This window comes from Paenibacillus sp. 2KB_22 (assembly GCF_052115745.1).
In the GTDB taxonomy this organism is placed as follows: domain Bacteria; phylum Bacillota; class Bacilli; order Paenibacillales; family Paenibacillaceae; genus Paenibacillus.
The window spans coordinates 712,000-737,300 of record NZ_JBFRHG010000001.1 but is presented as its reverse complement, the minus strand read 5'-3'; the positions used below and the strand labels follow the sequence as shown (position 1 = coordinate 737,300).

General features: G+C 44.7%; 22 protein-coding genes. 18 read left to right on the top strand and 4 right to left on the bottom strand.

Annotated elements, in window-relative coordinates; translation table 11 throughout:
* The first annotated feature begins 22 nt into the window (after nucleotides 1-22).
* The 5 genes from AB4111_RS03040 (at nucleotide 23) to AB4111_RS03020 (ending at nucleotide 8,126) form a co-directional block, all read left to right on the top strand.
* Entirely contained in the window at nucleotides 23-853 is an 831-nt protein-coding gene (locus AB4111_RS03040) for an amidohydrolase family protein (RefSeq protein ID WP_442030376.1), read from the top strand.
* Nucleotides 854-1,281: 428 nt separating this feature from the next.
* Nucleotides 1,282-2,724, top strand: coding sequence for a 6-phospho-beta-glucosidase (locus AB4111_RS03035; protein ID WP_442030374.1), 1,443 nt, complete (start codon nucleotides 1,282-1,284; stop codon nucleotides 2,722-2,724).
* A 524-nt stretch (nucleotides 2,725-3,248) separates the two neighbouring features.
* Complete coding sequence (gene licT / locus AB4111_RS03030; protein WP_442030372.1) at nucleotides 3,249-4,079, top strand: BglG family transcription antiterminator LicT; 831 nt, start codon at nucleotides 3,249-3,251, stop codon at nucleotides 4,077-4,079.
* 211 nt (nucleotides 4,080-4,290) lie between these two features.
* The gene (locus tag AB4111_RS03025) at nucleotides 4,291-6,174 is read left to right on the top strand and encodes a beta-glucoside-specific PTS transporter subunit IIABC (protein ID WP_442030370.1); all 1,884 of its coding nucleotides are present in this window, start codon (nucleotides 4,291-4,293) and stop codon (nucleotides 6,172-6,174) included.
* 482 nt (nucleotides 6,175-6,656) lie between these two features.
* Complete coding sequence (locus AB4111_RS03020; protein WP_442030368.1) at nucleotides 6,657-8,126, top strand: Msr family ABC-F type ribosomal protection protein; 1,470 nt, start codon at nucleotides 6,657-6,659, stop codon at nucleotides 8,124-8,126.
* 143 nt (nucleotides 8,127-8,269) lie between these two features.
* Here the strand turns inward: AB4111_RS03020 and AB4111_RS03015 are convergent, their stop codons facing one another.
* Nucleotides 8,270-8,860, bottom strand: coding sequence for a biotin transporter BioY (locus AB4111_RS03015; RefSeq protein ID WP_442030366.1), 591 nt, complete (start codon nucleotides 8,858-8,860; stop codon nucleotides 8,270-8,272).
* Nucleotides 8,861-8,972: 112 nt separating this feature from the next.
* Here AB4111_RS03015 and AB4111_RS03010 point away from each other — a divergent pair, with 112 nt between their 5' ends.
* The 6 genes from AB4111_RS03010 to AB4111_RS02985 all read left to right on the top strand — a co-directional run bounded on the left by AB4111_RS03010 (nucleotide 8,973) and on the right by AB4111_RS02985 (nucleotide 14,970).
* Nucleotides 8,973-9,830 (top strand): energy-coupling factor ABC transporter ATP-binding protein, encoded by an 858-nt coding sequence (locus AB4111_RS03010; protein ID WP_442030364.1) that lies wholly within the window; start codon nucleotides 8,973-8,975, stop codon nucleotides 9,828-9,830.
* On the top strand, nucleotides 9,815-11,557 hold the full coding sequence (locus AB4111_RS03005; protein WP_442030362.1) for an ATP-binding cassette domain-containing protein: 1,743 nt from the start codon (nucleotides 9,815-9,817) through the stop codon (nucleotides 11,555-11,557). Before AB4111_RS03010 ends, AB4111_RS03005 begins: the two co-directional genes overlap by 16 nt.
* 166 nt (nucleotides 11,558-11,723) lie before the next feature.
* Nucleotides 11,724-12,023: a hypothetical protein gene (locus AB4111_RS03000; protein ID WP_421889185.1), complete on the top strand. Its 300-nt coding sequence runs from the start codon at nucleotides 11,724-11,726 to the stop codon at nucleotides 12,021-12,023.
* Between the two features lie 166 nt (nucleotides 12,024-12,189).
* Entirely contained in the window at nucleotides 12,190-12,765 is a 576-nt protein-coding gene (locus AB4111_RS02995; RefSeq protein ID WP_442030359.1) for a GNAT family N-acetyltransferase, read from the top strand.
* Nucleotides 12,766-12,829: 64 nt separating this feature from the next.
* Entirely contained in the window at nucleotides 12,830-14,353 is a 1,524-nt protein-coding gene (locus tag AB4111_RS02990) for a S8 family serine peptidase (protein ID WP_442030357.1), read from the top strand.
* A gap of 35 nt (nucleotides 14,354-14,388) precedes the next feature.
* The gene (locus AB4111_RS02985; protein ID WP_442030355.1) at nucleotides 14,389-14,970 is read left to right on the top strand and encodes a GNAT family N-acetyltransferase; all 582 of its coding nucleotides are present in this window, start codon (nucleotides 14,389-14,391) and stop codon (nucleotides 14,968-14,970) included.
* Between the two features lie 117 nt (nucleotides 14,971-15,087).
* On the opposite strand, the gene AB4111_RS02980 is transcribed toward AB4111_RS02985, so the two are convergent.
* The gene (locus AB4111_RS02980; protein ID WP_091016682.1) at nucleotides 15,088-15,447 is read right to left on the bottom strand and encodes a MerR family transcriptional regulator; all 360 of its coding nucleotides are present in this window, start codon (nucleotides 15,445-15,447) and stop codon (nucleotides 15,088-15,090) included.
* A gap of 101 nt (nucleotides 15,448-15,548) precedes the next feature.
* On the opposite strand from AB4111_RS02980, the gene AB4111_RS02975 reads away from it, so the two are divergent.
* Nucleotides 15,549-16,259, top strand: a complete 711-nt coding sequence (locus AB4111_RS02975) for an SDR family NAD(P)-dependent oxidoreductase (protein ID WP_442030352.1) — start codon at nucleotides 15,549-15,551, stop codon at nucleotides 16,257-16,259.
* Between the two features lie 295 nt (nucleotides 16,260-16,554).
* Nucleotides 16,555-17,025 carry a GNAT family N-acetyltransferase gene (locus tag AB4111_RS02970; protein ID WP_442030350.1) on the top strand — a complete coding sequence of 157 codons (471 nt, stop codon included), beginning with the start codon at nucleotides 16,555-16,557 and terminating at the stop codon, nucleotides 17,023-17,025.
* Between the two features lie 296 nt (nucleotides 17,026-17,321).
* Here AB4111_RS02970 and AB4111_RS02965 read toward each other — a convergent pair whose 3' ends face one another.
* Both AB4111_RS02965 and AB4111_RS02960 read right to left on the bottom strand, forming a co-directional pair.
* Nucleotides 17,322-18,839, bottom strand: coding sequence for a sensor histidine kinase (locus AB4111_RS02965; protein ID WP_442030348.1), 1,518 nt, complete (start codon nucleotides 18,837-18,839; stop codon nucleotides 17,322-17,324).
* The gene (locus AB4111_RS02960) at nucleotides 18,839-19,522 is read right to left on the bottom strand and encodes a response regulator transcription factor (protein WP_253442536.1); all 684 of its coding nucleotides are present in this window, start codon (nucleotides 19,520-19,522) and stop codon (nucleotides 18,839-18,841) included. The genes AB4111_RS02965 and AB4111_RS02960 overlap by 1 nt, the downstream gene beginning before the upstream one ends.
* 225 nt (nucleotides 19,523-19,747) lie before the next feature.
* Here AB4111_RS02960 and AB4111_RS02955 point away from each other — a divergent pair, with 225 nt between their 5' ends.
* From AB4111_RS02955 to AB4111_RS02935, 5 genes are all read left to right on the top strand, one after another.
* Nucleotides 19,748-21,925: a glycosyltransferase family 39 protein gene (locus AB4111_RS02955; RefSeq protein WP_442031563.1), complete on the top strand. Its 2,178-nt coding sequence runs from the start codon at nucleotides 19,748-19,750 to the stop codon at nucleotides 21,923-21,925.
* Between the two features lie 51 nt (nucleotides 21,926-21,976).
* Nucleotides 21,977-22,963: a glycosyltransferase family 2 protein gene (locus AB4111_RS02950; RefSeq protein WP_442030346.1), complete on the top strand. Its 987-nt coding sequence runs from the start codon at nucleotides 21,977-21,979 to the stop codon at nucleotides 22,961-22,963.
* Nucleotides 22,956-23,348 (top strand): GtrA family protein, encoded by a 393-nt coding sequence (locus tag AB4111_RS02945; protein WP_442030344.1) that lies wholly within the window; start codon nucleotides 22,956-22,958, stop codon nucleotides 23,346-23,348. Before AB4111_RS02950 ends, AB4111_RS02945 begins: the two co-directional genes overlap by 8 nt.
* A gap of 57 nt (nucleotides 23,349-23,405) precedes the next feature.
* Nucleotides 23,406-24,278: a UTP--glucose-1-phosphate uridylyltransferase GalU gene (galU, locus tag AB4111_RS02940; RefSeq protein WP_442030342.1), complete on the top strand. Its 873-nt coding sequence runs from the start codon at nucleotides 23,406-23,408 to the stop codon at nucleotides 24,276-24,278.
* A gap of 151 nt (nucleotides 24,279-24,429) precedes the next feature.
* On the top strand, nucleotides 24,430-25,275 hold the full coding sequence (locus tag AB4111_RS02935) for a class I SAM-dependent methyltransferase (RefSeq protein WP_442030340.1): 846 nt from the start codon (nucleotides 24,430-24,432) through the stop codon (nucleotides 25,273-25,275).
* Nucleotides 25,276-25,301 lie beyond the last annotated feature (26 nt).

Sequence of the window (25,301 nt, the reverse complement as noted above, 5' to 3'; positions counted from 1 at the left end):
TATACCCTTGGAGGAATGTAAAATGAAGCTGGATGCACATCAACATTTCTGGGAATACAATATCGCCGAGTATGGATGGATTGGGGAAGAGATGAAAGCCATTCGTCAGTCTTTTAACCCACAAGATCTGGAACCTATATTAGCACAATCGGGGATGGACGGATGCATTGCAGTGCAAGCGAGACAATCACTGACAGAAACCCAGTGGCTTCTGGAACTGGCAGACCAATACGAGTTTATCAAAGGTGTGGTCGGATGGGTGGATCTTTGTTCGGAAGATGTTCGAAATCAGCTTGAACTGCTCGCGTCCAATCCGGTTCTGAAGGGTGTGCGTCATGTCATACAGGATGAACCTGATCTTCAGTATGTATTGAGAGAAGACTTTCAGCGCGGGATTTCATTGCTCAAAGAGTATGATTTGGCCTATGATCTGTTGGTATCTAAGGAGCAACTGCCTTATGCCGTTGAATTGGTTAAAGCGTTTCCTGAACAACGATTTGTACTTGATCATCTGGCCAAACCCGACATAAAATCAGGTATACTCTCACCATGGCAAGAAGCACTGGAGTCATTGGCCGCCCAACCAAATGCATACTGCAAACTTTCGGGAATAGTGACTGAAGCAGATTGGGCAAATTGGACTCCGAGTGACTTTACATCCTTTCTGAACATCGCCATAGAAGCCTTTGGTGCTGAACGGTTAATGTTTGGGTCCGATTGGCCAGTGAGCAACCTTGCGGCTTCGTATTCTGATGTATACGGTCTCATTAAGTCTCACATTCATTCCTTATCTGTGTCAGATCAACAGATGATTCTTGGAGGGACGTGTGCTGCATTTTATCAAATATCGTAATGGGCATTTCTTCGTTAAACCGGTTTTCAAGAAGTTGACAACCGTTCTGATTCTTGCTAAAGTTTTATCCAATCCGCATAATTGTGATCTGGGAATGTTACCGATATGGGCATAACCTGAGCTGGCTTGTTTACACGTAATCGTGTACCCAGGCTGGTTCGGGTTTTTTCTATTTAAGTTGAACAACCGATTTTACACGAGACGACTGCGCGGCCAGAACAATCTTCCAATCGCTGTTATCCCCAGATTTTTTGATCCCTTTTTTAAAGGGGAAATCCGGTGATAAAGGCGAACACTTCGCTTCTCCAGATTTTTTCTGTCCTCTCCGTTTATGTGTAATTATGCAGTTCAACTTAAATATTTTGTCTTTTTAATATTCTAACGATTTGAGCGGATAGCTGAATTACATATTTGGGAGGAGAATGATGATGACGAATTTTAAATTTCCTACAGATTTTCTATGGGGTGGAGCAATTGCTGCGAATCAGGCGGAGGGCGCGTATCTGGAAGATGGCAAAGGGCTGAGTATTGTTGACTTGCTGCCAACCGGAGAGAACCGCAGGAGCATTATGAAAGGTCATGTTCCGGCTTTTACGCCGCTCGCTAACGAGTTCTATCCTTCACATGAAGCGATCGATTTTTATCACCGTTACCCTGAAGATATTGCTCTGTTTGCCGAAATGGGATTCAAGGCACTGCGTGTCTCCATTGCCTGGGCACGGATTTTCCCGACAGGAGAAGATGCACAGCCGAATGAAGCAGGATTGCAATTTTACGATAACCTGTTTGATGAATTATTGAAGAATGGCATTGAACCTGTCGTTACACTAGCTCACTTCGATGTACCTGTACACCTGATCGAGAAGTATGGCAGCTGGAGAAGTCGTGAACTGGTAACATTATTCGAGACGTACGCTACAACGGTATTCACACGGTACAAAGACAAGGTGAAATACTGGATGACATTTAACGAGATCAACATGTTGCTTCATCTTCCGTTCCTTGGGGCGGGACTGGCGTTCAATGAAGGGGATAACATCAAGGAAATTCAATATCAAGCTGCTCACCACCAATTGGTTGCAAGTGCATTAGCAGTCAAAGCATGTCATGAGATTATCCCTGGTGCCATGATTGGTTGTATGCTTGCGGCAGGAAGCTTCTATCCGTATACCTGTAATCCGGAAGATGTGTTCCAGGGTATGGAAAAAGATAGAGAGTCCTATTTCTTCATCGATGTGCAGTCACGTGGGGAATATCCGGGTTACGCCAAACGTTTCTTCAAGGACCACGAATTAAATATCGTTATGCAGGCGGAAGATGCAGAAATCTTGAAAAATCATACGGTAGATTATATCGGGTTCAGCTACTATTCAAGTCGTACAACCAGTACCGATCCTGAAGTCGTCAAAAATATGACCAGTGGCAATGTATTTGGCTCGGTAGCCAATCCATATCTGGCGAAGTCCGAATGGGGATGGACGATTGATCCCAAAGGATTCCGTATTACCGCCAATCAATTACATGACCGTTATCAGAAACCGCTGTTTGTCGTTGAGAATGGATTTGGTGCCAATGATGTGGTTACCCCGGAAGGTGAAGTGGATGATGCGTACCGGATTGATTACTTAAAACGACATGTAGCCGAAATAGGTGAGGCCATTCAGGATGGGGTCAACATCATCGGTTACACCAGTTGGGGACCTATTGATATTGTAAGTGCATCCTCAGGTGAGATGAGAAAGCGTTATGGCTACATTTATGTGGATCGTGATAATGAAGGTCATGGTGAACTGACACGACTGAAGAAGAAGAGTTTTGATTGGTATAAAAATGTAATCGAATCGAACGGGACAAATCTGGGCGACGAGTAGTTTATATTTTTCTGAATTAAAATGGTCTTGTACGGCAATAAAACATCGGAAGTTTCATCTATATAAATTGAAATAAACATTTACACAAAACGAAGAGGACAGAAAAAGTTGGAGAAGCAAAGCTAAAAGCTTTCAATGGAAAGCAACTTCGTAAGCATGAACTCGCCTTTATCACCGGATTTTCCCTTTTAAAAAGGGAATCGAAAAATCTGGGGATAACAGCGATCTGAAGGTTGTTCTGTCATCGGAGTAGCTAGTGTAAATATTCTCTAGTTCAATTTATATAACCATGGAACTTCCGATTGTCCCCGCATTGAAAGCGTTGACATATCGTCGGGTTCGCGCTATACTTGACGCAATTATATCGTTTCTGGGATTGTTACTACACGAAGTAGGCAAAACCTAAGCACCCAAAAAAGCAGACTGCCATGTCTTGTTTGTTTTGTGATGCTTCAGGTTTTTTTTGTATGCCCAAAAGACGATGTATAACTGCCAAGAGAGTGGAACGTGACGGGGGGATTGAAGTGAAAATAGCAAAGGTTATCAACAATAACGTCATTAGCATCTATCAGGCCGATGGAGCAGAGCTTGTGGTGATGGGACGTGGGATTGCCTTTAAGAAAAAGCCGGGGGATAAAGTAGACGAGACCCGCATCCAGAAAGTATTTGCATTGAAAAACAAACAGACATCCGATAATTTCAAAATGCTGCTGCGTGAAGTTCCGATGGAACTGATTGAAATTGTGGAAGAGATCATCACGTATGCGCGTGAGAATCTGGGCCGAAAGCTCAATGAGAACATCTATGTGTCCCTTACGGATCATATTAACTTCGCAATCGAACGTTATCGGGAAGGCGTGGAGATCAAGAACGCATTAATGTGGGAGATCAAACAGTTGTACAAGCCCGAATTTGAGCTGGGTCTGAGGACGCTGGAACAGATCAACACCCGCATGAATATTGAGCTTCCACCAGATGAAGCCGCGTTTATTGCCCTTCATATTGTCAACGCAGAGATGAACGAAGAAGTCATTACAACGATGAACATTACTAAGTTTATTCAGCAAATTATTAATATAGCGAAATATCATTTCAAAATGGAATTTGATGAGGATTCTCTTAGTTATTTTCGCTTTATTACACATTTGAAGTTTTTCTCTCAGAGAGTGCTCAGTGGTACGCATTACGACAACAACTATGATCATTTCTACGACATGATTAAGGAGAAACATCCTGATGCCGCAGCGTGTGCGGAGAAGATTGAGTTGTTTGTCAAAAAAGAGTACAACCATGAGCTGACCAATGAAGAAAAGTTGTATCTGACGGTTCATATCGAACGAGTAGTTAATCGATAATATTTAAATGTTGACAAAAATGGTTTAATTATAATAATATGTGATTAACAGGAATTGAATACGATTTAACTGGGATTGTTACTGGTTATGCAGGCAAAACCTAAGTCATGAGAAGGTCAGGACCATTGTGCCCCCTTACTCAAGGCTTAGGTTTTTTGTGTGCAAAAAAATCGGTAAGAGGCCTGTTTGAGAAAAAGTGGGGGTGCAGATTATGAGTCACGAGAAACTGGCCAAAGAGATTGTAGAACTGGTCGGCGGTGAGAAGAATGTGGAATCGCTTGTTCATTGTGCAACACGGTTACGATTTGTATTGAAGGACGATGCCAAGGCAGACAAAGCCAAACTGGAGAAAACAGAAGGCATCATTGCAGTCAAAGAAAATGGAGGTCAGTTTCAGGTTGTTGTTGGTAACAAGGTACCTGAAGTCTATAATGCCATTGGACAGATCAGCAACATTCTGGATGATTCGTCAAACAAAGAAAAACCGGGCAAAAAAGCCAAGGGGATTGGCGGTATCATTGATATCATTTCCAGCATCTTTGCTCCACTTCTGGGTGTTATGGCGGGAGCCGGTATTCTAAAAGGGTTATTGTTGATTGCAAGCAATATCGGATGGCTGGAAACGACAGAAACAACTTATACGATCCTGTATGCAGCAGCAGATAGTCTCTTCTACTTCCTGCCTCTGTTGTTAGCGGTTACAACAGCACGTAAATTCCAGGGAAATATGTTTGTAGCGATGACGATCGCGGGAGCACTCATCTATCCATCCATCGTCACGTTGAAAGCAGAGGGTACACCAACGGATTTCTTCGGTATTCCTGTTATTCTGATGAACTATTCATCGACGGTTATTCCTATCATTTTAGCTGTCATTGTCATGAGCAAATTGGAAAAGCTCTTTAATAAAACACTTCACGATAGCGTGAAAAACTTTGTTACACCATTGTTTTTGCTAGTGATTATGGTACCTCTGACACTGTTGGTATTCGGACCATTTGGTGTCTACGTTGGTAATGGAATTGCAGCTGGACTGGTTGCCGCATTTGGATTCAGTCCATTGCTCGCAGGAGCCGTTATGGGTGCAAGCTGGCAGCTGCTCGTTATCTTCGGAATACACTGGGGCTTGATTCCGGTATTTATCAACAACGTTGCAGTGTATGGACAGGATGGTGTTAAACCGGCTGCGACAGCTTCAATCTTTGCTCAAACGGGTGCTGCTTTTGGGGTTATGTTGAAAACCAAGAACAAAAAACTGAAAACGCTGGCGGGATCATCCACGTTGACGGCTTTGTTCGGTATTACGGAACCGGCCATCTACGGGGTAACATTACCACTGAAACGTCCATTCATTGCAGGAGTTATCGGTGGTGCAGTTGGTGGAGCTATTATTGGTCAAGCGGGTACATTGGCATTTGCATCCGGCGCACCGGGACTGCTGACATTGCCAATCTTCTACGGACCAGGTGGGCAAGGCTTCCCAGGATTGATTCTGGGTATCGTAGTATCCTTTGTCGTTTCGGCTGTACTGACGTACATCATGGGCTTCAAAGATCCGGTTGAAGAAGAAGAAACAAAATCCGATTCTACGTCATCTGCTCAGCAACCTGCCCGTACAATGAATGCTTCAGACGAAGAAGTATTTAGCCCAATTCAGGGAACGATCGTGGAATTGTCGGAAGTTCCAGATCCGGCATTTGCATCGGGAGCAATGGGTAAAGGGATTGCGATTGAGCCAGCTGTGGGCAGAGTGGTAGCGCCATTCGACGGTACAGTTACCGTTGCATTCAAGAAAAAACATGCCTTGGCTGTAGTATCAGACACCGGTGCTGAAATATTGGTTCACGTTGGCGTAGATACGGTCAAGCTGGATGGACAACATTTTGTTTCACATATCAAAGAAGGGGATCGGGTTCAAGCGGGAGACTTGTTGCTAGAATTCGATATTGCGCAGATTAAGGCCGCCGGTTATCATACGGTGACGCCTATTATCGTAACGAATTCCGCCAACTACGAGGAAGTCATTCCGCAGGCTACAGGTCAGGTTGATAGCCAGGAACTTCTATTGAAGTTGAACAGTGGAAAGGGAGAGTAATAAAATAGAATCAATACAAATTCAATGAATTAGAGTATTGTTGGTTCCGTTGACATGGTGGAATTGGAAAATTATAATTAGAAATGTACTTCTATTACATGATAATGAAAGGTGGATTATTGAACATGACACACGCGATGAGATTGCGTTTCCTTCCTTTGAATCGGTAATTGAATACGTTCAAAGGCTCTGACGGTTCGTTCAGAGTAAGCGGGACCAGTCTGTCATTTTCAATCATCCTGACCTTATATACATGGTTTAACTTGTTTTCCCGTTTACATTGAATCACAGGCCTTGGCCTGTGATTTTTTGTTTTACTTATCATTAATTTGATCAGACATGATGTTCAGTTGAGACTACAGGAGGTAACCGCTATGATGACGTTACTGTTCTATTGATACGAGCTGGCACGATAAGCTCGTATCGATAGAAATGTGCTTCGCTATCGATACGAAATAAATCTTATTTCGGAGGTAGCGAATATGGAAAAGATATGTTTTGAATTAGAGCAGGTTGAGATGACCTATATGGATAAAGTAGTGTTGAACATTGAGCGACTGGCCGTGCATCAACTGGATCGCATCGGTATAGTGGGTGGTAATGGTCAGGGTAAAAGTACGTTGTTGAAACTCATGGCGGGACAGATCCAGCCGACAGCCGGAAAAGTAAAACGTTACATTGAGTTTGGTTATTTGGAACAAGTAGAACCACCCCAACCTAACGAAAATCTGGAAGTTGACGGCGCTTTACTCAGCAAATTAGCGGTGCCTCAACATGCTAAGACATGGAGTGGCGGAGAACAAACACGTCTAAAACTGGCTCAGATGTTCACTCATTACCACGAAGTATTGTTGCTGGATGAACCAACAACCCATCTGGACCAAGAGGGCATTACATTTTTACTGGATGAATTGCGTTATTACTATGGGGCAATCGTGCTGATTAGTCATGACCGTGCGCTTCTGGATGAACTGGTGACCACGATCTGGGAAATTCATCAGGGAGAAGTACACGTATATTCTGGTAACTATAGCGACTATCAGGAACAGAAGAGGCTGGAGCGTGAACAGCAGAACCTGGCACATGAACAATTTTCCAAGGAGAAAAGAAGATTGGAGCTGGCCGCCCGGGAAAAGATGAAGAAAGCCGAGAAAATAACACAGGCCGGAAGCATGTCCAAAAAAGAATCCAAGGCAAAAGCAAACCGCATGTTTGAAACCAAATCCAAAGGTACCAGTCAAAAAGCAGTGCATCGTGCCGCTAAAGCGATTGAACAACGAATGCAACAACTTCAAGAGGTGAGTGCGGTACAGCAGGATCGGCCAATTATCTTCCGTCAGCCGAAAACATTGGAGCTGCGCAACCGATTTCCAATTATGGCAGATCGCCTTACGCTTGAGGTGGAAGGAAACATATTGTTGGAGGATGTAAGTTTTCAAATTCCACTAAAACAAAAAATAGCGATAACCGGAGCCAATGGTAGCGGGAAAAGCACATTGCTTAACCATGTTTACCGTGCTGGAGATCATATTACGATGTCTCCAAAAGCAAAACTCGGTTATTTTCAGCAAATGAGTTATCGTTTCACGACGAAAGAAACTGTATTACAATTCCTGAAAAATCGTACGGAATATGAGGAATCAGAGCTGAGAAGTGCGTTGCACGCGATGCAGTTTACAGGCAATGACTTGCTCAAGAGTGTTGGGGCATTAAGTGGAGGAGAAGCGATTCGTCTTCAATTATGTCACTTGTTTCTTGGACAATATAACATTCTATTGTTGGATGAGCCGACGAATTTTCTGGATATGCATGCATTGGAAGCGTTGGAGCGTTTTATCAAGGCGTATGAAGGAACGATTCTCTATGTATCTCATGATCAGAGGTTTATTGAACATACAGCGGATCAACAATTTCAGATTTCAGATCGGCGATTGCTTCAGGTGACTATATAAGTTGAACTAAAGAATATTTACACTGGACACTACGATGACAGAACAACCTTAGAGGAAGAGAAGTAACAAAAACAGCCACTGATTTTGGCTGTTTTTGTTTGAGAATATGGAGGCTCGTGATCTAATAGGATATGTAGCTTCTATTAAGATTCCGCTTTTACAACCGTTGAATGCATGTTACCTGTGAGACGTTGAGGTGGGAATACCATGCGAACTGGGGCGATGATGATCGTGGCAAATACAGCTTTAATCAGATCCCCAATAATGTAAGGATAAAACCCTTGAATCATGGCCTCAGGTAGGTCCATTTTGTAAGCATAAGCAAGCCAAGGGACACCCGATACATATACGAGTAGTGAACCAAATAGTTCGAATATGATAAAAGCGAGAATAAATCCTGTGACACCTTTGATGTTGATACGTGCAAGGAGCAGTCCGATCAATAATGCGGAGATTGGCCACATCATCACATATCCTCCGGTAGGCCCAAGAAGCACCGCAAGTCCTCCTGTCCCGTGCAGTAAAGGGAAACCAAGCGCAGTGAGCAGAACAACCATCGTAACGCTTAGGAAACCATATAGTGGGCCAAGCAATCCCCCAGCCAACATGACAGCCAAGGTTTGTAATGTTATCGGTACAGGGGAGAAGCCAATAGGAATGCTTATGTAACCAAAAAGTACTAATATTGCGGCCATAAGTGCGCTGAATACAATGCCTCGTAAAGATAATTTCATGTTTGAACAATCCTCTCCATTTTGGTAATATGATTGTTAACCAAGTTAATAAATGTGGTTAACAATCAGGATCTTACCACATAGAAATAGAAAGGGAAAGGACTAATTTAAAATGCAAGACAACCTGCCTATCATTACATTAGAAGATGTCCGAGTGCATTATGCTTCCGAAGATGGTCAAGTGAGGAAAGCACTGGATGGTGTCTCCTTTACGCTTCATCAAGGAGAATGGATTAGTATTGTTGGGGCGAATGGCAGTGGGAAAAGTACGCTTGCCGGGCTACTCATCGGATTCATTCCACTATCGGGAGGGGTGCGGAATATCTCAGGTGAACTTACAGTTCGGGGGGTATTGCAGCAACCGGATGCACAGGTATTGGGGGACACGATTGAAGAGGAATTTCATTATGCATTGTCACCATTCATGAATACTGTAGAAGAACAATTGGAGCAAAGGAAGGACGCCTTACATACCGTAGGACTTCAATATCCCCCGGATATGGCCATCTCACAGTTATCGGGTGGACAGAAACAACTGCTTAATATTGCCGTAGCGCTCGCGGCCAAACCAGACGTATTGATTCTGGATGAGCCAACAGCCATGCTTGATCCCGGAGCAAGAGACCGCATTGAGGCCACCGTTCAGAAGATCACCCAGCGGGGGACAACGGTAATCTGGATTACGCATCATCTGGAAGAAGCAACCTTGTGTGATCGAATTATTGCTATTGACCGAGGGCGTTGTGTTTACGACGGGAAGTCTGAGTCCTTTTTCTATGAAACAGAGAAGAATGAGAAGACTATTCTGAAAAAAGAGCAGCTATCTCCCTGTGAACGATTAGGGCTGGACCCTCCGTTCACTGTAAAGACTGCGTTATTGCTCAAGTACAAAAAAGGCATGAGTCCAGAAGCCATGCCACTAAGGCCCGAACAATTGGCTAAGGAGGTCGCAAGTTGGAGATCGAATTAACCAATATAAGCATAGAAGGATCGGAATCGAGCAGACGTGCACTGCTTGAAGATATAAATATTCAGTTGAACAGTGGGGAAATCACGTTGCTGCTGGGCTGTACGGGTTCAGGAAAAACAACTTTACTACAGACGCTGGCTGGCCTGAAACCTCCAGATGCAGGCAGTATTACGATAGATGGCATGCCTTTCTGGAAAGAAGGAAAAGTGAAACAGTCGATTTTATTGCAAATGGGTCTGGTATTTCAATTTCCGGAACAACAACTGTTTGCCCGAAATATTCAGCGAGAATTCATATATTCCCTGCGTCCTTATCGACTCTCCGAGAGCCAGCAACAAGAGCAGATTACGAAAGCAGTGAACCAATGGGACCCGCCAATATCTCCGGAGTTGGAACGACGTTTTCATCTGGACAGGTCGCCATTTGCCCTAAGTGGGGGAGAGAAGCGCAGACTAGGTCTTGCACTCGGAATGGTGACCAACCCACACTGGCTTCTGCTGGATGAGCCGAGCGCTGGTTTGGAAGGGCAAAGTGTCGGGCTTTTGCTGGATGCATTGGAGCAACATCGTCAGACAGGTGGTGGGTGCGTGGTAGCAACCCATGATCTGGATACATTTTTGCCTTGTGCGGATCGGGTATTGTTATTGCAGGAAGGTCGCCTAATCGCCGATCTTACGCCGCGAGAACTTCACGATAGGCCTGAATTGCTGGAGCAGACAGGGATCGGACTGCCACCTTCGATGCGACTAGCACAGCAGATGAGGGTTGCGGGTTTTGATCTGTCTTTTACCGGGATGACGCCAGAGGAGATGTCGGAAAGTATTGTTCAGTCTACGTTAGTTGAGGTGGGCTTACGGAACGAATCAAAAGCGGCGATGGGAGCAGCAATTACGGTGGCAGAGAGCGACGATGTGATTGAGAATATAGAAGGGGCCAATCCAAAGCTTCTTCCAAACACATTGACTCATTCAGGTGGACTATATGGCGTGATGGACCCGCGTCTGAAATGGATTTTATATATTTTGCTTGTCACCGCAGCGATGCTGCAACAGCGCTGGTTGGGATTAACGTTAACACTGATGCCGGTCGTGGCCGCGCTTGCTGTGCTTCCGCGTCAGACTTTAGCTGGATGCATGAAGCTAATGAAGCCACTGTTATTTTTTTTCATCATATCAACGGCGCTATCTGGAACAACCCTTTCAACAGAGGGAGGAGGTCTGCACTTTGGCTTTTCCCTGATGCAGGCAGAGGGCACTTTGCTGAATGTCTATCGTTTGTTTATCGTCACGTTGGCAAGTTTATGGTTTTCACTGACGACGCCTTATGGGCGAATGGTAGAAGGGCTGAACTGGGTACTCGGGATCGGCAAAAAAATCAGGCTGCCCGTAGCTTCGTTTGCTCTTGCTGTATCGTTAATCTTTCGATTTATCCCAATGATCTGGAGTGAGTGGCAGCGATTCTCGCTGATCGTACGGGCACGTGGAAAGGTAGCTTTAAGACCAAATACCGTGCGGATTCGTGATTTGGGTCCAATGGTGATTCCCTTGTTAATGGCGCTGTTCCAACGTGCAGAGGATATGACCATTGCGATGGAAATGCGTAAAGTTAGAGAACATTCTATGCTTGGAGCACGTTCTTCGTTATTGGTATGGTCCAAGCGTGATACCTGGATTAGCATGGCTGGCCTCATTGGTTTTGTACTATTAGTATGGGTTCGCCAATTGTGATGGCGATGATGATCGTGATGGATCCAGTAATGGATCAGGTGGCAGATCAGATGTTGGTTTAGAATCATTAACGCAGTGTTTTCCAAAGATCATGCATAAATGCATTTGACCTTGCTCACAATAAGTGTGTGTGGATCATCTGGAAGCGGATCAGGAGGGACGAACGATGAAAGATAAGTTTTTGCGTGAAGAACGACAAGAATATACCGATGTGTCTACGGTGGAGTCGCAGCGAAACGATATCACTCTTGAAGAATTCCCGGAGGGTCCTTACGGTTCATCTCTGTTATCCGAGTCTCTCGGGAAAAGTTCTCCGTGGCGGGTGGATCAAAGGTCCGCACATCGTTTTGATTATGAAAATCATGAGCTTCACGAGGGAGAAATACGGGATTATCCGGGTCAGGATGTTTTTGACGAAACGGTTCCGGATAATGTGTCCAAACCTCAATACACGGAAGAATCGTAATGTGATATGGATATAAATTAGAGCGCAGCCTCCGACAGGTTTTGTCCTGTTCGGGGGCTGTTTTCGTTTGTGCTTAAATAAAACAAATCTCCTCCAATTCCACATTATGGGTTATTATATTTGTAGCTCGGAGTAAAAAATTGGTTGAATAGGTGGAGGATTCGGAATGAGAGAGATCGATTATAGTCAATATTTCTGGCAGGATGATAAGGTCAGATTGCGTGCTATACGTGAGGAAGATTGGGAAGATCATTATTATAACCGCTTTGATACACCTGCTCGTCGGTTATTGGAGTGTGCAGTAGAGTTACCGCCAACCCATGTCGAAGCGAAGAATTTCACGGAAAACTTCTCTGATTTTTCTTTAGCCAAAGGACGGATCATGTTTACCATTCTAAATATGGATGGTGAGAATGTCGGAGGTGTGAACCTGAACAGCATTGATGAGAGAAACGGTACCTTTAGCATTGGCATTCAAATTGACAGGGATCATCGAGGAAAAGGATACGGAACCAGCGCTGTTCGAATCTTGCTGAACTATGCCTTCTTTGAGCGCCGGCTCAATAAATTTAATGATTATGTACTCCAAGGAAATGAACCATCCGCAGGGATGATGAGAAAACTTGGATGTGTTCAGGAAGGTGTGCGCCGCCAGGTGATCTATATGGATGGAAAATACCAGGATCTGATCCTCTTTGGATTAACCAAAGACGAGTTTATGGCAAAAGAAGGGCTTGTTTGACTCCAGCATAAATAAGATTGCTATGGCGCTTGAAGTCTGCCAATGTTCGGTTGGATAAATGGTAATGTACATTAAGCTGAAGGTGAAAGTATATTCTAATGATATCAAAATCAGAGGTGATCGTGTGGATAGAGCGATACCCGATCCGACATGGAAAAGGTTAGGTTTTGCTGAACGGCCTGATTTTCATACTTCTGGTCTGGGTGTGGGGATTGTAATTATCGATTCAATTAAACCACATCATCTCGTAAATCACTTAAATACACGAATTAAATGTGTTACCGTACATGAAAATATGACTGTCACTATGCGAGACATTTCATCTATGAACAGGGAGGAGGATAATCGGAAAGGTGAGCATGGCCTTATGAGTGTACTAGCTTTGGCCCATGAACCTATTCTATTAGAGGGACAGATTCATGTCGGGATTGCACCAGCAGCAACATTCATCGTATTAGATCATGGGGCATTTACAACTGGAGAAGGAGAACGTCTGAAAAAAGGAATGGAATGGATTCTTGAACATGGGCTCGAATGGAATATAAAAATTATTTTAAGCACTGGTTGGCAGGCATTAGATAATGAAGTTTATCTTAAAAATACGAGTGAGAACTCAACGGTTAAAGCATTGTCGACAGCTGTACAACAGGGCATTTTGGTTATTTGTTCGAATGGGAATACACGTTTAAATAACATCATGCCTCCAATACAATATTTAGCAGTAGGGGGCTACGTGGATCGTGGAAAGGCTGATCGTTCATTACATGTTCCTTTTCCTGACGAACCTTATGGCAGAAATGGAGATGGTCATTTTAGACCAGATATATTAGCGCCCAGACTACACCTTACAATCCCCTCTTATGAAACTGAAGATTCGGGTCAGCGCGTATCATTTTATGGGGGGACCTCTGGAGCGGCTGCGCTTGTTGCTGGTGTTGCGGCCCATTTGTTCTCCCAATTTCCGAGTTTAAGTTCCGGGATGCTGAGAGATTTATTAGTCGAGCATGGAGAACCACTTGAGGGTGGTGATAACCTGGCTCCTCGAATTAACGTTGAGAATGCAATTCGTTATATGAACAGGGCAGATAAGCCAAGGTACATAACAAAAACTTTACCGATGATACGTATAAAAAATCAAAATCTCTATAGCACAATTCATTCAATGGATGATATCGAAAGAGCGCTCTCTTTAACAGTTTTAGTGGAGAGGGGGGAATTATCACGTGAAGAGTTGTGGAGCTTCACTAAGGATTCATCCGCTATTGTTCGTAAAATTGCAGTATCGACCCTCGGCGAACCGATGAACGAACGAGAGCGAAAGTTGTATTGGGTGTATTTAATGAATGAAACAGAAGGAGGAGTGCGTGGATGGTATATGCATGGATTATTGCAAAATGCTCCAAAGGAGGAAATACATAATTGGATAAATTGGTCAACAGATATTAACTGGTCGGTTCGATGGTGTGTTAGCGAATATTTGGCTCAATATCCAGAGTGTTTTCCCCAACTGGAAAAAACCCAAGATCCTGACGCTATACATATCAAGGCATTGCCTTTAAGGCAATGGTACACGGCCCTATTTCTATAATGATGTAACGTAAATCAGTATGTGGAGGTAACCTTATGAAACAATCTATACAAACCGAAGAATTAATCATCGATTGCAAGGATATTTATTTGCGCGAGTATCGACTTGAGGATTTGGAGAAACTGCAAGAAATCACATGGCAACCCGAGGTGTATGAATTCTTACCGGGATGGAACGCTACAATGGAAGAGAGGACCCTGTGGCTCACCGAATATGAAATTCCTGAGAATCAGCGTTTTAAACAAGCTGTGATGGCGGGTGGCAATATCGGAGAGCTTTATTTACGTATGGCTATCGTGCTTAAAGAGAATGATGAGTTCATAGGATGGTGCTGCTCAGGGATTAAGGACGAACTGCCAGCACCCAATCGGGAGATTATGTACGGTATTTCCAAACACTTCAGGAATCGTGGCTATACAACGCAGGCAGTAAAAGGAATGACGGAGTATTTGTTTGAACATACCAACGTGGAAATATTAAATGCCATCGCTTTGACTACCAATCAAGCATCCAACAAGGTCATACAGAAATGTGATTTTGAACGGTTAAATTTGATCGAGATCGAGGATGAACCCTATATCCATTATCAACTATGTAAGCGCGAAGGTCTTTTTTGATTGAACTTTTTTATCCTCTTTAAAATCGCTATAGGTTAAACACTTCAGATCAGGTTAGACAGTTATTGCTGGCTACCTGATCTTTTTCTTTCATTTAATTTATAGGACAAGATTATTTTAAAAATTTTCTCCTCGATAATAGCGCTCCAGTTTGTTATCCAAATGAACAAGCTGCGCTTTTTTCTCCTCGATATCATTCAGCAACTTTTGCTTTTGGTCCTCAATCAGCTTGGTTCTTTCCTTCAGGGTGGAGGTTCCTTCATTGACCTGATCATAATACTTTTTGATGTCTTCCACACTCATCCCCGTTTCGCGAAGGCATTTGATAAAGACCAGCCAGTTCAGATCATCCTCCAAATAAAGACGGTTATTCTGCTCATTTCGTGCAGCAGGTTTCAGCAGTCCCTTTCTTTCATAAAAGCGGATCGCTCCAATTGAAATCTCAACTTTTTTCGCTACTTCTCCGATCGTTAACATGTGAATCTCCCTTTTATAAAAATAATTTGACCTACACTAAGTGTAGCATAGTAACTTATACATTGTTAAATAAAAATCATATTAGGGAAAGAAGGATTCGCATGAAAAAGACTGTTTTTGTAACCGGAGCAAATAAAGGGATTGGATATGAGATCGTAAAGCAGTTGGGTGAAGCAGGTTGGAAAGTTATCCTCGGCGCACGCAGTGTCGAACGAGGGGAAGCAGCTGTTTCGGAGTTAACTTCCAGGGGATTAGATGTAGAATTTGTACAGATCGACATGATCGACTTGAAGAGCATTGAGCAGGCAGCCGATACGATTCATAAGACTTATCCCGCAATAAACCTTCTAATCAATAACGCGGGTATGCCTGGTGCGTTCTCTCATTCCTTCACGGATACAAAAGAGGAAGACCTGCGGAACGCCTTCGAAGTGAACTTTTTCGGCACGTTCCGTTTGAATCAGCGCTTGTTCCCGTTAATCAAAGATAATGAAGGTACAATCATTAATGTTTCGACCGACATGGCATCTCTGGACCATATGCAAAATGCGGAATTTACTTTAAATGCCTTCGACTATAACTCATCCAAAACGGCCAACAGTGCCATGACTCTTTCCATGGCCTATGAAGTCAAAAACAGCAGAGCTCAAGTCTTTGCAGTCACACCGGGATTCACGTCAACAGATCTTAACGGCAATGCCGAAGGCGGTAAATCAAAAGAAGCTGGCGCTGCGATTATCGTGCGCTATGCGACAGACGGTAAACGTCATAACGGAGAATTCCTAGATGTGAATGGCGTGTACCCTTGGTAATCCACACGATGATGGGGATGAGGGTCTAAAAGTTTGAGGTCCATTCTGACTGATCTCGTCTCTTGGATGATAGCGGAAAATTAGATGAAGCTATTGGCGTGGTTCCGTTATTTAGGTAGCAAGGAATATGGGAATATAACGTCGAATAAGAAAAATAGGTTAGTTCTAACTTGTTTATTTGTTGTAAATGAACAAATACCAAACGTAGACGAACATCTTTCTTGTACCAAGGTAACAGAGCACGTACTATAAAATCATATTTCTAACCAGCGTATCAATCGGAGGTATATATTTAATGAGGGTTTCATTAGATAAAGCAGATTTGAAAGATGCAGTGACTGTTCATGAGATGAAAGTCAAAGCATTTATGCCTTTGTTAGAAAAATATCAGGATTTTGAAACAAGCCCCGCTAATGAAACCGTAGAAAGAATTATTACTCAAATCAATCAATCTTTTACAGATTATTTCATAATTCGTCATCTTGAAATTGCTGTTGGTGGAATAAGAGTCGTGAAAAAAGAAAATCAAATCTACAGTATTAGCCCAATTTTTATACTGACAGAACATCAAGGAAAAGGAATTGCTCAAAAAGTCCTAACAATGGTCGAGCAGATATATGATGATGCAAAGTCATGGAAATTGGGTACCATCTTACAAGAGAAAGGGAACTGTTATTTGTATGAAAAGATAGGCTACAAAAAAACGGGTGCAACAAAAGCGATTAACGACAAAATGACAATGGTATTTTATGAGAAGCATTTATAGGCCGTAAATCCTTGAATAAGAGGCTTCAGATTCCTAAGCTTGTAAGCCCGGATGCCTCAAACCTCAAACCAATTGGACTACTACTCTTCACTCTATCAAACAGATACAAAAAAGAATCCCCCATTCGTTTCTTAATTGAAATGATGGGGGATTCTTCATGGCAATGAAAAGCCGGAAGTAAGATGAAGGAAATGCGGCGTTTGGAGAGTTATCCTATAACTTACATTAGTTATAAGAAGTTATTACGTAGAGCTACGGATAACTAAATTATAATTCGCGTAGAGTCTACCCTCAATTCAGACATCAGCCTTATACAGCGGCATCAAAATCATAAATTCAGTTCCCACGCCTACCTGACTTCGTGCTGTAATTTTCCCACCATACGACTCCACAATTGAGCGGGTAATGGCTAGACCGAGACCTGCACCACCTTGTTTGCGCGAACGAGAACTGCTTGTGCGGTAAAATCGCTCAAAGATATGAGGCAGATGTTCAGGTTCGATGCCTGTGCCGTTATCCTTTACTGACAATTCAGCCTTATGGTGCGTGGCATACAACGTTATGGAGATGGCTCCATGCTCTGGATCGGTGTGCTGCACCGCATTATGGAACAGATTCAGCACAACCTGTTTCAGCTTATAAGGGTCAGCCAGTATATGGACCGCAGCCGTCAAGTCCAGATGAATGGACCTCAACTGAGCCATCATGGCAAGTTGTGGTTGCATTTCGAGCAGCAGACTGTCCAGCTGAATGATCTCACGCTCCTGCTTCGGAGCCTGGTCCAACTTGGTCAGGAGCAGTAAATCTTCAACCAGTTTGTTAATACGTACGGATTCGCCGTGCATGCTGTCCAGTGCTTTATACAATTGATCTTGATTGGTCGCTGCACCCCGCTGTAGAACTTCAATGAAGCCATGAATGGAGGTAAGCGGGGTACGAAGCTCATGGGAAGCATCGGACAAGAAACGCTGCATCTGCTCTTTCGATTCCCGCTCCGCTTCGAACGAGTTCTCCAGCCTTTCAAGCATGCCATTGAATGAGACTGCAAGTTGATCCACTTCCTCTTGTCCCTGAACGACGGGAAGGCGTTCTGCGAGGCTGCCTGCATCGATCTGCTGTACTTTATTCACCATGTTTGACAGGGGAACCAGTGTCCGGCGTAATACCTTAGTGTATAAAATAAGACCGGCTACCATGGCCAACAGCGATAACATGAGGAAGATCAGAAGCTGTCTGATAATCAAGTCTCTCAGAGGTTTCGTAGCTGTACCCATCTGGACCATCGGTAAGCCGCGATTGCGAGGACCCGGTGAACCGAAGACAATCAATTGCTCCTTCCCTTGGTTATCCGTTACGATCCGGTAGGGAATATGTTTTTGTTCTTTTAACTCATCTGTAATGTCTTGATATTCAATGGTTGATAGATGAGGGGCTTTCAGAGCGTCTTCTCCAAAAACATCCTCGAACGTACCTTGATTATCAAACAGGGCCAGTGAACGGTCCGGTATAAACAGCACCCGATTGCCAGACCCGTTTCCTGCCTGTCCACCGAAAGGATTGTTGGAAGAGCCACTACGTGACTGAATTCCGAGCCAAACCGGGGGCATGGACATGAGCTGTTCTTCCATGGTTTTTGCCTGATTCCGATAGAGAAAGCTTTCCATGATCCAGAATTGCAGGATACCGATTAACAATAGTAGCCCAGCAAGCACGAACAGAGAACGTGAGAGCAATTGAGAACGCAGTGAACGAGGCCAGATCCATTGGTGAAGACGTCTTAAACGAAGTTTATTTTTCTTAGGCAGCGAGTTCATTAGAGATCCACCCTGTAACCGACACCTCGAAGCGTGCGAATGAGTTTATGCTCTTTATCCCCGAGTTTGTCGCGCAAGGAGCGAACGTATACCTCCACAATATTTTCTTCCCCGCCAAAATCATACCCCCACACCCGGCTTAGAATGGTCGCTTTGCTAAGTACAATCCCATGATTAAGCACAATAAATTTTAACAGTTCGTATTCGGTAGGAGATAGCTCCAGGACCTGATTCTGATAGGTGATTTCTTTGCGCTGATCATCAATTCGGAAGGGACCGTGGGTGACAGCTCCTATTAATAAAGGAAATTGATTGCGTAGTCTGGCCTGAATCCGAGCGAGCAGCTCGTCGAAGGCAAAGGGTTTGATCATATAATCATCAGCACCTAGCCAAAGGCCCTTAACCCGATTCTCGACTTCGTCCTTCGCTGTCAGCATAATAACGCCAACCTGAGTTCCGGTCTTACGCAGGCGTTCGACCACTTCGAATCCATCCATCTCTGGCATCATGACATCCAGAATAGCCATATGGGGCTTGAATTCAAGCGCCAATTCAAGCGCAGCCGCTCCATCCGGCGCGGTGCGCACATCGAAGCCCTCATTGCTTAATCCAAGCTCTAGAAATTGCAAAATATGCGGTTCATCATCAGCCAATAGTATTTTAATTCCGCTGCTAAGCTTCATAATGCGGGGTTCCTCCTTGCTTGCTTCCATCATAGTTCTCCCTCAATTAAGAGGGACTGTATGTTGTATTATCGCTTGCCAAACTGAAATTTAGCTGAAAGGATTGTGAATTATCCTCAGACAACATTCAGCGGGTACTCATCCCAGTTTTATTTTGGCATGTCACAATATTAGACATGAAGAACTTTGAAGGAGTGATTAACATTGAATAACACCAAAAGAAGGATGGATCTTGTCCTTCTGCCGATTGTATTACTGGCGGCGTTTCTGAATGGGTACGGTATCTGGAACGATCAATATGCCAATTCCTACTATACGACTGCCGTTGGTAGTATGCTCAGCAACTTCCATAACTTTTTCTATGCTTCATTAGACTCGGCAGGCTCGGTCACTGTAGATAAACCACCTGTTGTCTTCTGGATTCAAACGGCCTTTGCCTATGTCTTCGGATTGCACGGATGGAGCGTTATTTTGCCGCAGGTATTAGCGGGAATCGGTTCAGTGCTCCTGATCTATTTCATGGTGAAACCTACATATGGTCTTGCAGCAGCACGAATCTCGGCACTTGCGATGGCGACTGTGCCTGTTGTGGCGGCAGTCAGCCGGACCAATAATATTGACAGTATGCTGGTGTTTACACTACTGCTGGGTTCATGGTTTTTGTTCAAAGGCAGCAAACAAGGCAGTGTTTGGCGCATTCTGGTTGCCTTTGGGTTAATAGGCATAGCCTTTAATATGAAAATGCTTCAAGCTTACATGATCCTCCCGGCTTTTTACTTGTTCTATCTGCTTGCATTTCAGGCGAAATGGAGAAGGAAGATCATCCTGCTGTTCGGCAGCACAGCAGTTCTGGTGGTCGTTTCCTTATCCTGGGCGGTCACTGTGGATTCCATACCCGAAGACCAAAGACCTTATATCGGCAGCAGTGAAACGAACTCGGTCATGGAACTCGCCTTTGGATACAATGGTCTGGCTCGCCTAACGGGCCAGCAGAATACGGCAGGTAACGCAGGTATGCCAAATGGGATCGGACAGGGAAACAATCGTGGCAATCGAGGAGACTTGTCTTCAGGCCCTAATCAGACAGGCAGTGGTGTTCCTGAGGCTGGGCAAGATGTCGATGCACCGGATAACGATAATATGAATGGTTCGAACAGTACAAACGCCATGGGCGGCATGAATAGGCCGAATGGTAATTTCCCGAACGGACAGATGCCAAATGATATGGAAATGCCAAACGGAAGAAATTTTGGCGGTAATGGTGGCGGAGGCATGGGAGGCATGTTTGGTACAGGGGAGAAAGGTCCTCTGCGTCTGTTCCAGACTGAACTTTCAGGTCAAGCAAGTTGGCTATTGCCAGTTGTGCTGCTTGGGTGCATTGCCATATTTGCAGGGTTAAGACGGAGAAATATAACCAACAAGCACAAGGAGGCCTTGTTCTGGTTGGCCTGGCTGCTTCCGGTTGCTGCTTTTTTCAGTGTGGCAGGGTTCTTCCATCAATATTATCTGATTATGCTTGCACCTCCAATTGCAGCGCTGACTGGCGCAGGATTTGTAGCGATGTGGAAATTATATCGTGATCGCACCGGATGGCAAGCTTGGTTGCTTCCGGTGTCCGTACTGCTTACGACGCTGTTCGGCTGGTATATCATGCAGGTGTATAACGATACGATTGGTGCAGGCTGGTCGATTAGTGAATTAATCGCAGGCATTCTGGTTACGGTCATTCTGGTCGTTATGCTTCATCGCACACATCGATGGAAACAAGGCTTCATTATCGCGGGATTCATGGTGATGCTGATTGGTCCAATCTACTGGGCATTCACCCCAATTACTTATGGTGGCAACAGCATGATTCCGGCAGCGGGACCTACTGGTTCCAATGGCATGTTTGGTGGAGCAGGAATGGGCATGCCGATGGGGAACGGTGCAGGAGATACAGAAATGCCTTCAAGGGGTGGTCGTGGCGGATTGGGCAGCCGTAACGAAGAAGTGGATACAGCCACACTGAATTATCTGAAAGAACACAATACAGGCGAAACGTATCTCTTCGCAACTACGGACTATAATCAGGCAGCACCTTATATCATCGATGAGAAAGCAGCGGTGATCACGCTTGGAGGTTTTTCCGGATCAGACCCGGTGTACACAACAGAGGAACTTGAGCAACTCGTCAAGAGCGGGCAAGTGAAATACTTCATGGTTGGTGGCATGGGTGGCCGCGGAGGAAACTCAGAAATTACCGATTGGATCAAAGAGCATGGAACCGAGATTCCAACGTCAGAATGGAAGACAGGCACGGACACCGGGTCCATGAATAATGGAGATACAGAGAATGAAGCTGGACTCGGATTTGGATTCGGATTTGGCGGACAGACCACCTTGTACGAAGTGAAATTATAAACTGTAATGAAAATCTCGAACGAAGTCCATTGGAAAAGGGAGGGGACGAACATGGCTCACGCGTACGGATACAGCATTATTATTCCCATGTATAACGAGGAAGCGGTGATCGAGGAGACTTATCGGCGTCTGAAGAAGGTCATGGGCAGCACAGGAGAGAGTTATGAACTGTTGTTTATCAATGATGGCAGCGTGGATCGAAGTGCACAGATGATCCGTGATTACGCCCGTTGGGACGAGAGTGTGAAGCTGATTGATTTTGCTCGTAACTTCGGACATCAGATTGCGATAACAGCGGGTATGGATTATGCAGTGGGGGATGCGGTGGTGATTATTGATGCGGATCTGCAGGACCCTCCCGAACTGATACTGGATATGATCGCCAAATGGAAAGAGGGCTATGAAGTCGTATATGCCCGACGCACCAGACGCAGTGGGGAAACTCGCTTCAAGAAATGGTCGGCCAGTCTGTTCTACCGTGTACTTCGTGCCTCAACGGATACGGATATCCCGGTAGACACCGGAGATTTTCGCCTGATTGACCGCAAAGTATGTGATGAGATGAAACGTCTTCCGGAGAAAAACCGATTTGTGCGCGGATTGGTCAGTTGGGTAGGATTTCGTCAGACGGCTATTGAATATGAACGTGATGAACGTTTGGCAGGCGAAACAAAATATCCGCTGAAACGCATGCTGAAGCTGAGCCTGGATGGCATTACGTCATTTTCGCATAAACCGCTCAAGCTTGCAGGATATGTAGGTGCAATCCTGTCGGTAGGCGGATTCATCTACATGTTAACGGTTATTGGTTCGGCCATTTTTACAGATTCAACGATTAAAGGATGGCCATCCATTGTGAGTATCATGCTGATGTTTAACGGATTCATCTTGATCATGCTGGGCATTTTGGGCGAGTACGTTGGCCGAATCTATGATGAGACCAAGGCGCGTCCGCTATACATTGTGAGAGATGTGGTTCAAGCCGAGGGCCAGCAAGCGCAATCCCGATTGACAGCACGAGTTGCTCATCATGACTGAACGTCTGGTTACACTTTTCAAGTTCGGTATTGTGGGTATTGCGAATACGGCAGTGGATGCGGTGGTATTTGCTATACTCGCTGTGATCGGTGTGCCGGTTCTGATAGCGCAAGTAATCTCGTACAGCTGCGGCGTTACGAACAGTTATTGGCTGAATGGCAGGTGGACTTTTCGAGATGCGGCGCGAGGGGACGGGGATAGAGCCAAACTTATTCGTTTTCTCATCACCAATCTCGTCGTTCTCGCGTTATCCGCACTGATTCTGATGACTTTGCACGATATGCTGGGTTGGAGTCTCGTGATGAGTAAGATCCTGGCGACCTTGATGGGGATGGTGCTGAATTATATGTCCAGCAGATATTGGGTGTTTCGTATAGCAACTTAGCTGCCCGCAGCGTGCAATATGGGTTATATGAAGCAAAGGAAAGGATTGTATGTTGAAATGCGAATTAAAAAAGCAGTTATTCCGGCAGCGGGTCTCGGAACCCGTTTCCTGCCAGCAACCAAAGCACAGCCGAAAGAGATGTTACCAATCGTGGATAAACCGGCTATCCAATACATTGTTGAAGAAGCAGTGCAGTCAGGCATTGAGAATATCCTCATTGTGACTGGACGTAACAAAAAATCCATCGAAGATCATTTTGATAAATCGGTTGAACTTGAACATTCTTTGTATGCCAAGGGCAAACAGACTTTACTAGAAGAGGTGCAGGCCATCAGCGAGATGGCTAATATTCATTTTATTCGTCAAAAAGAACCGCTGGGTCTGGGGCATGCCATTGGATGTGCACGGCAATTTGTAGGAGAGGATGCCTTCGCTGTACTACTCGGAGATGACATTATGGTGTCTGATCCGCCTGCACTTGCACAGATGGTGCATCTCTATGATAAGACAGGCAGCCAGATCATCGGTGTCCGTCAGGTAGACGCGGCAAATGTGAGTAAATATGGCATCATTGATTCGAATGGTGTAGAGGACCGGGTTCACCGAGTCACCAATCTGGTCGAAAAACCTTCTCTTGCAGAAGCACCATCCCGAACAGCTGTAATGGGAAGATACATTCTGAAACCTTCCATTTTTCCAATCCTTGATCAGATTGAGAGAGGGGCTGGAGGGGAATATCAGTTAACGGATGCCCTGAAAGTAGTGAGTCAAGTGGAGGAACTGTTGGCCCTTGAACTGGAGGGACGCCGCTACGATATTGGTGATCAATTCGGATATATTCAGGCGATCTTGGAGATCGGACTGATGCGCAAGGAATTACAGCCCATGCTGACACCCTATCTTCAGAAGCTTGCAACCCAGTGGGCATAGGCATTGATATGAAGCAGAGGCCCACATCTGCTGCTACCAGAGAGCCTCTCCTTCGTACATGGTTCTTTCATAGAATCCAGCATTGTACAATGTTTCCAGTAACGCTACAATGAGCAAGTAGTTCAAGTTGCTCTTTGAGGAGTGAGGAATCATGAAGGAATCTATCATCAGGGACCTTATTAAGTATATGGACGTGGAGGACAACGCCGCCATTCAGTACATTCAGACTGAGCATCGGATGAAACTGGGACTTTTTTGGGGGATACAGGAAGGTAGCCGCGTGCTGGAGATTGGTTGTGGTCAAGGAGATACAACGGCCGTGCTTGCACATCTGGTGGGGGAGCATGGGTACGTTCATGGTGTAGATATTGCTCCAGAGGATTATGGTTCACCGCTGACCGTAGGCGAAGCGGCAGCCAAGCTACGGAGTTCTCCGCTGGGTGATCGAATTCGAATGGATTATGATTTTGACATTTTAAGCGATCAAGCCCAATTTGCCGAGAATGAGTTTGATGTGATCGTACTTTCCCATTGTTCCTGGTACTTGAAATCGTTTGACGAACTCGCCCAGATTCTTAGCAAGGTCAGGACATGGGGACATCAGTTATGTTTTGCCGAATGGGATGCACGCGTTACAGATGTGAGCCAGCTCTCGCACTGGTTATCTGTTCTCATTCAGTCCCAGGTCGAATGTTACAAGGAGAACAGCTTCTCCAATGTGCGTACGCTTTTTACACCGGAGGATATACAAGAACTTGTCACTTCGGCAGGCTGGACGATCAAGGAAGAGGCTTCAATCCATTCTCCTGAGCTGCAAGACGGTCGGTGGGAAACTGAAATGACACTGGCAGAAGCACCTGTGGAACTGAAACTGCTTCCGATTCCTGACAAAGTAAAAACACTTCTTCTTTCCGAACTGAAATTACTCAGAACACATCGAGCCTCGGGGCCTGGGAGTCCACTGGGTACGTATGCAATTGTTGCCAACAAACAGTAAGAAATTAACGTGTAAATTTCAATATC

Coding starts and splice junctions, on each gene's coding strand:
- AB4111_RS03040 (WP_442030376.1), top strand. CDS start 23: ATGAAGCTGGATGCACATCAACATTTCTGGGAATACAATATCGCCGAG.
- AB4111_RS03035 (WP_442030374.1), top strand. CDS start 1,282: ATGACGAATTTTAAATTTCCTACAGATTTTCTATGGGGTGGAGCAATT.
- AB4111_RS03025 (WP_442030370.1), top strand. CDS start 4,291: ATGAGTCACGAGAAACTGGCCAAAGAGATTGTAGAACTGGTCGGCGGT.
- AB4111_RS03020 (WP_442030368.1), top strand. CDS start 6,657: ATGGAAAAGATATGTTTTGAATTAGAGCAGGTTGAGATGACCTATATG.
- AB4111_RS03015 (WP_442030366.1), bottom strand. CDS start 8,860: ATGAAATTATCTTTACGAGGCATTGTATTCAGCGCACTTATGGCCGCA.
- AB4111_RS03010 (WP_442030364.1), top strand. CDS start 8,973: ATGCAAGACAACCTGCCTATCATTACATTAGAAGATGTCCGAGTGCAT.
- AB4111_RS03000 (WP_421889185.1), top strand. CDS start 11,724: ATGAAAGATAAGTTTTTGCGTGAAGAACGACAAGAATATACCGATGTG.
- AB4111_RS02995 (WP_442030359.1), top strand. CDS start 12,190: ATGAGAGAGATCGATTATAGTCAATATTTCTGGCAGGATGATAAGGTC.
- AB4111_RS02990 (WP_442030357.1), top strand. CDS start 12,830: ATGTACATTAAGCTGAAGGTGAAAGTATATTCTAATGATATCAAAATC.
- AB4111_RS02985 (WP_442030355.1), top strand. CDS start 14,389: ATGAAACAATCTATACAAACCGAAGAATTAATCATCGATTGCAAGGAT.
- AB4111_RS02980 (WP_091016682.1), bottom strand. CDS start 15,447: ATGTTAACGATCGGAGAAGTAGCGAAAAAAGTTGAGATTTCAATTGGA.
- AB4111_RS02975 (WP_442030352.1), top strand. CDS start 15,549: ATGAAAAAGACTGTTTTTGTAACCGGAGCAAATAAAGGGATTGGATAT.
- AB4111_RS02970 (WP_442030350.1), top strand. CDS start 16,555: ATGAGGGTTTCATTAGATAAAGCAGATTTGAAAGATGCAGTGACTGTT.
- AB4111_RS02965 (WP_442030348.1), bottom strand. CDS start 18,839: ATGAACTCGCTGCCTAAGAAAAATAAACTTCGTTTAAGACGTCTTCAC.
- AB4111_RS02960 (WP_253442536.1), bottom strand. CDS start 19,522: ATGAAGCTTAGCAGCGGAATTAAAATACTATTGGCTGATGATGAACCG.
- AB4111_RS02955 (WP_442031563.1), top strand. CDS start 19,748: ATGGATCTTGTCCTTCTGCCGATTGTATTACTGGCGGCGTTTCTGAAT.
- AB4111_RS02950 (WP_442030346.1), top strand. CDS start 21,977: ATGGCTCACGCGTACGGATACAGCATTATTATTCCCATGTATAACGAG.
- AB4111_RS02945 (WP_442030344.1), top strand. CDS start 22,956: ATGACTGAACGTCTGGTTACACTTTTCAAGTTCGGTATTGTGGGTATT.
- galU (WP_442030342.1), top strand. CDS start 23,406: ATGCGAATTAAAAAAGCAGTTATTCCGGCAGCGGGTCTCGGAACCCGT.
- AB4111_RS02935 (WP_442030340.1), top strand. CDS start 24,430: ATGAAGGAATCTATCATCAGGGACCTTATTAAGTATATGGACGTGGAG.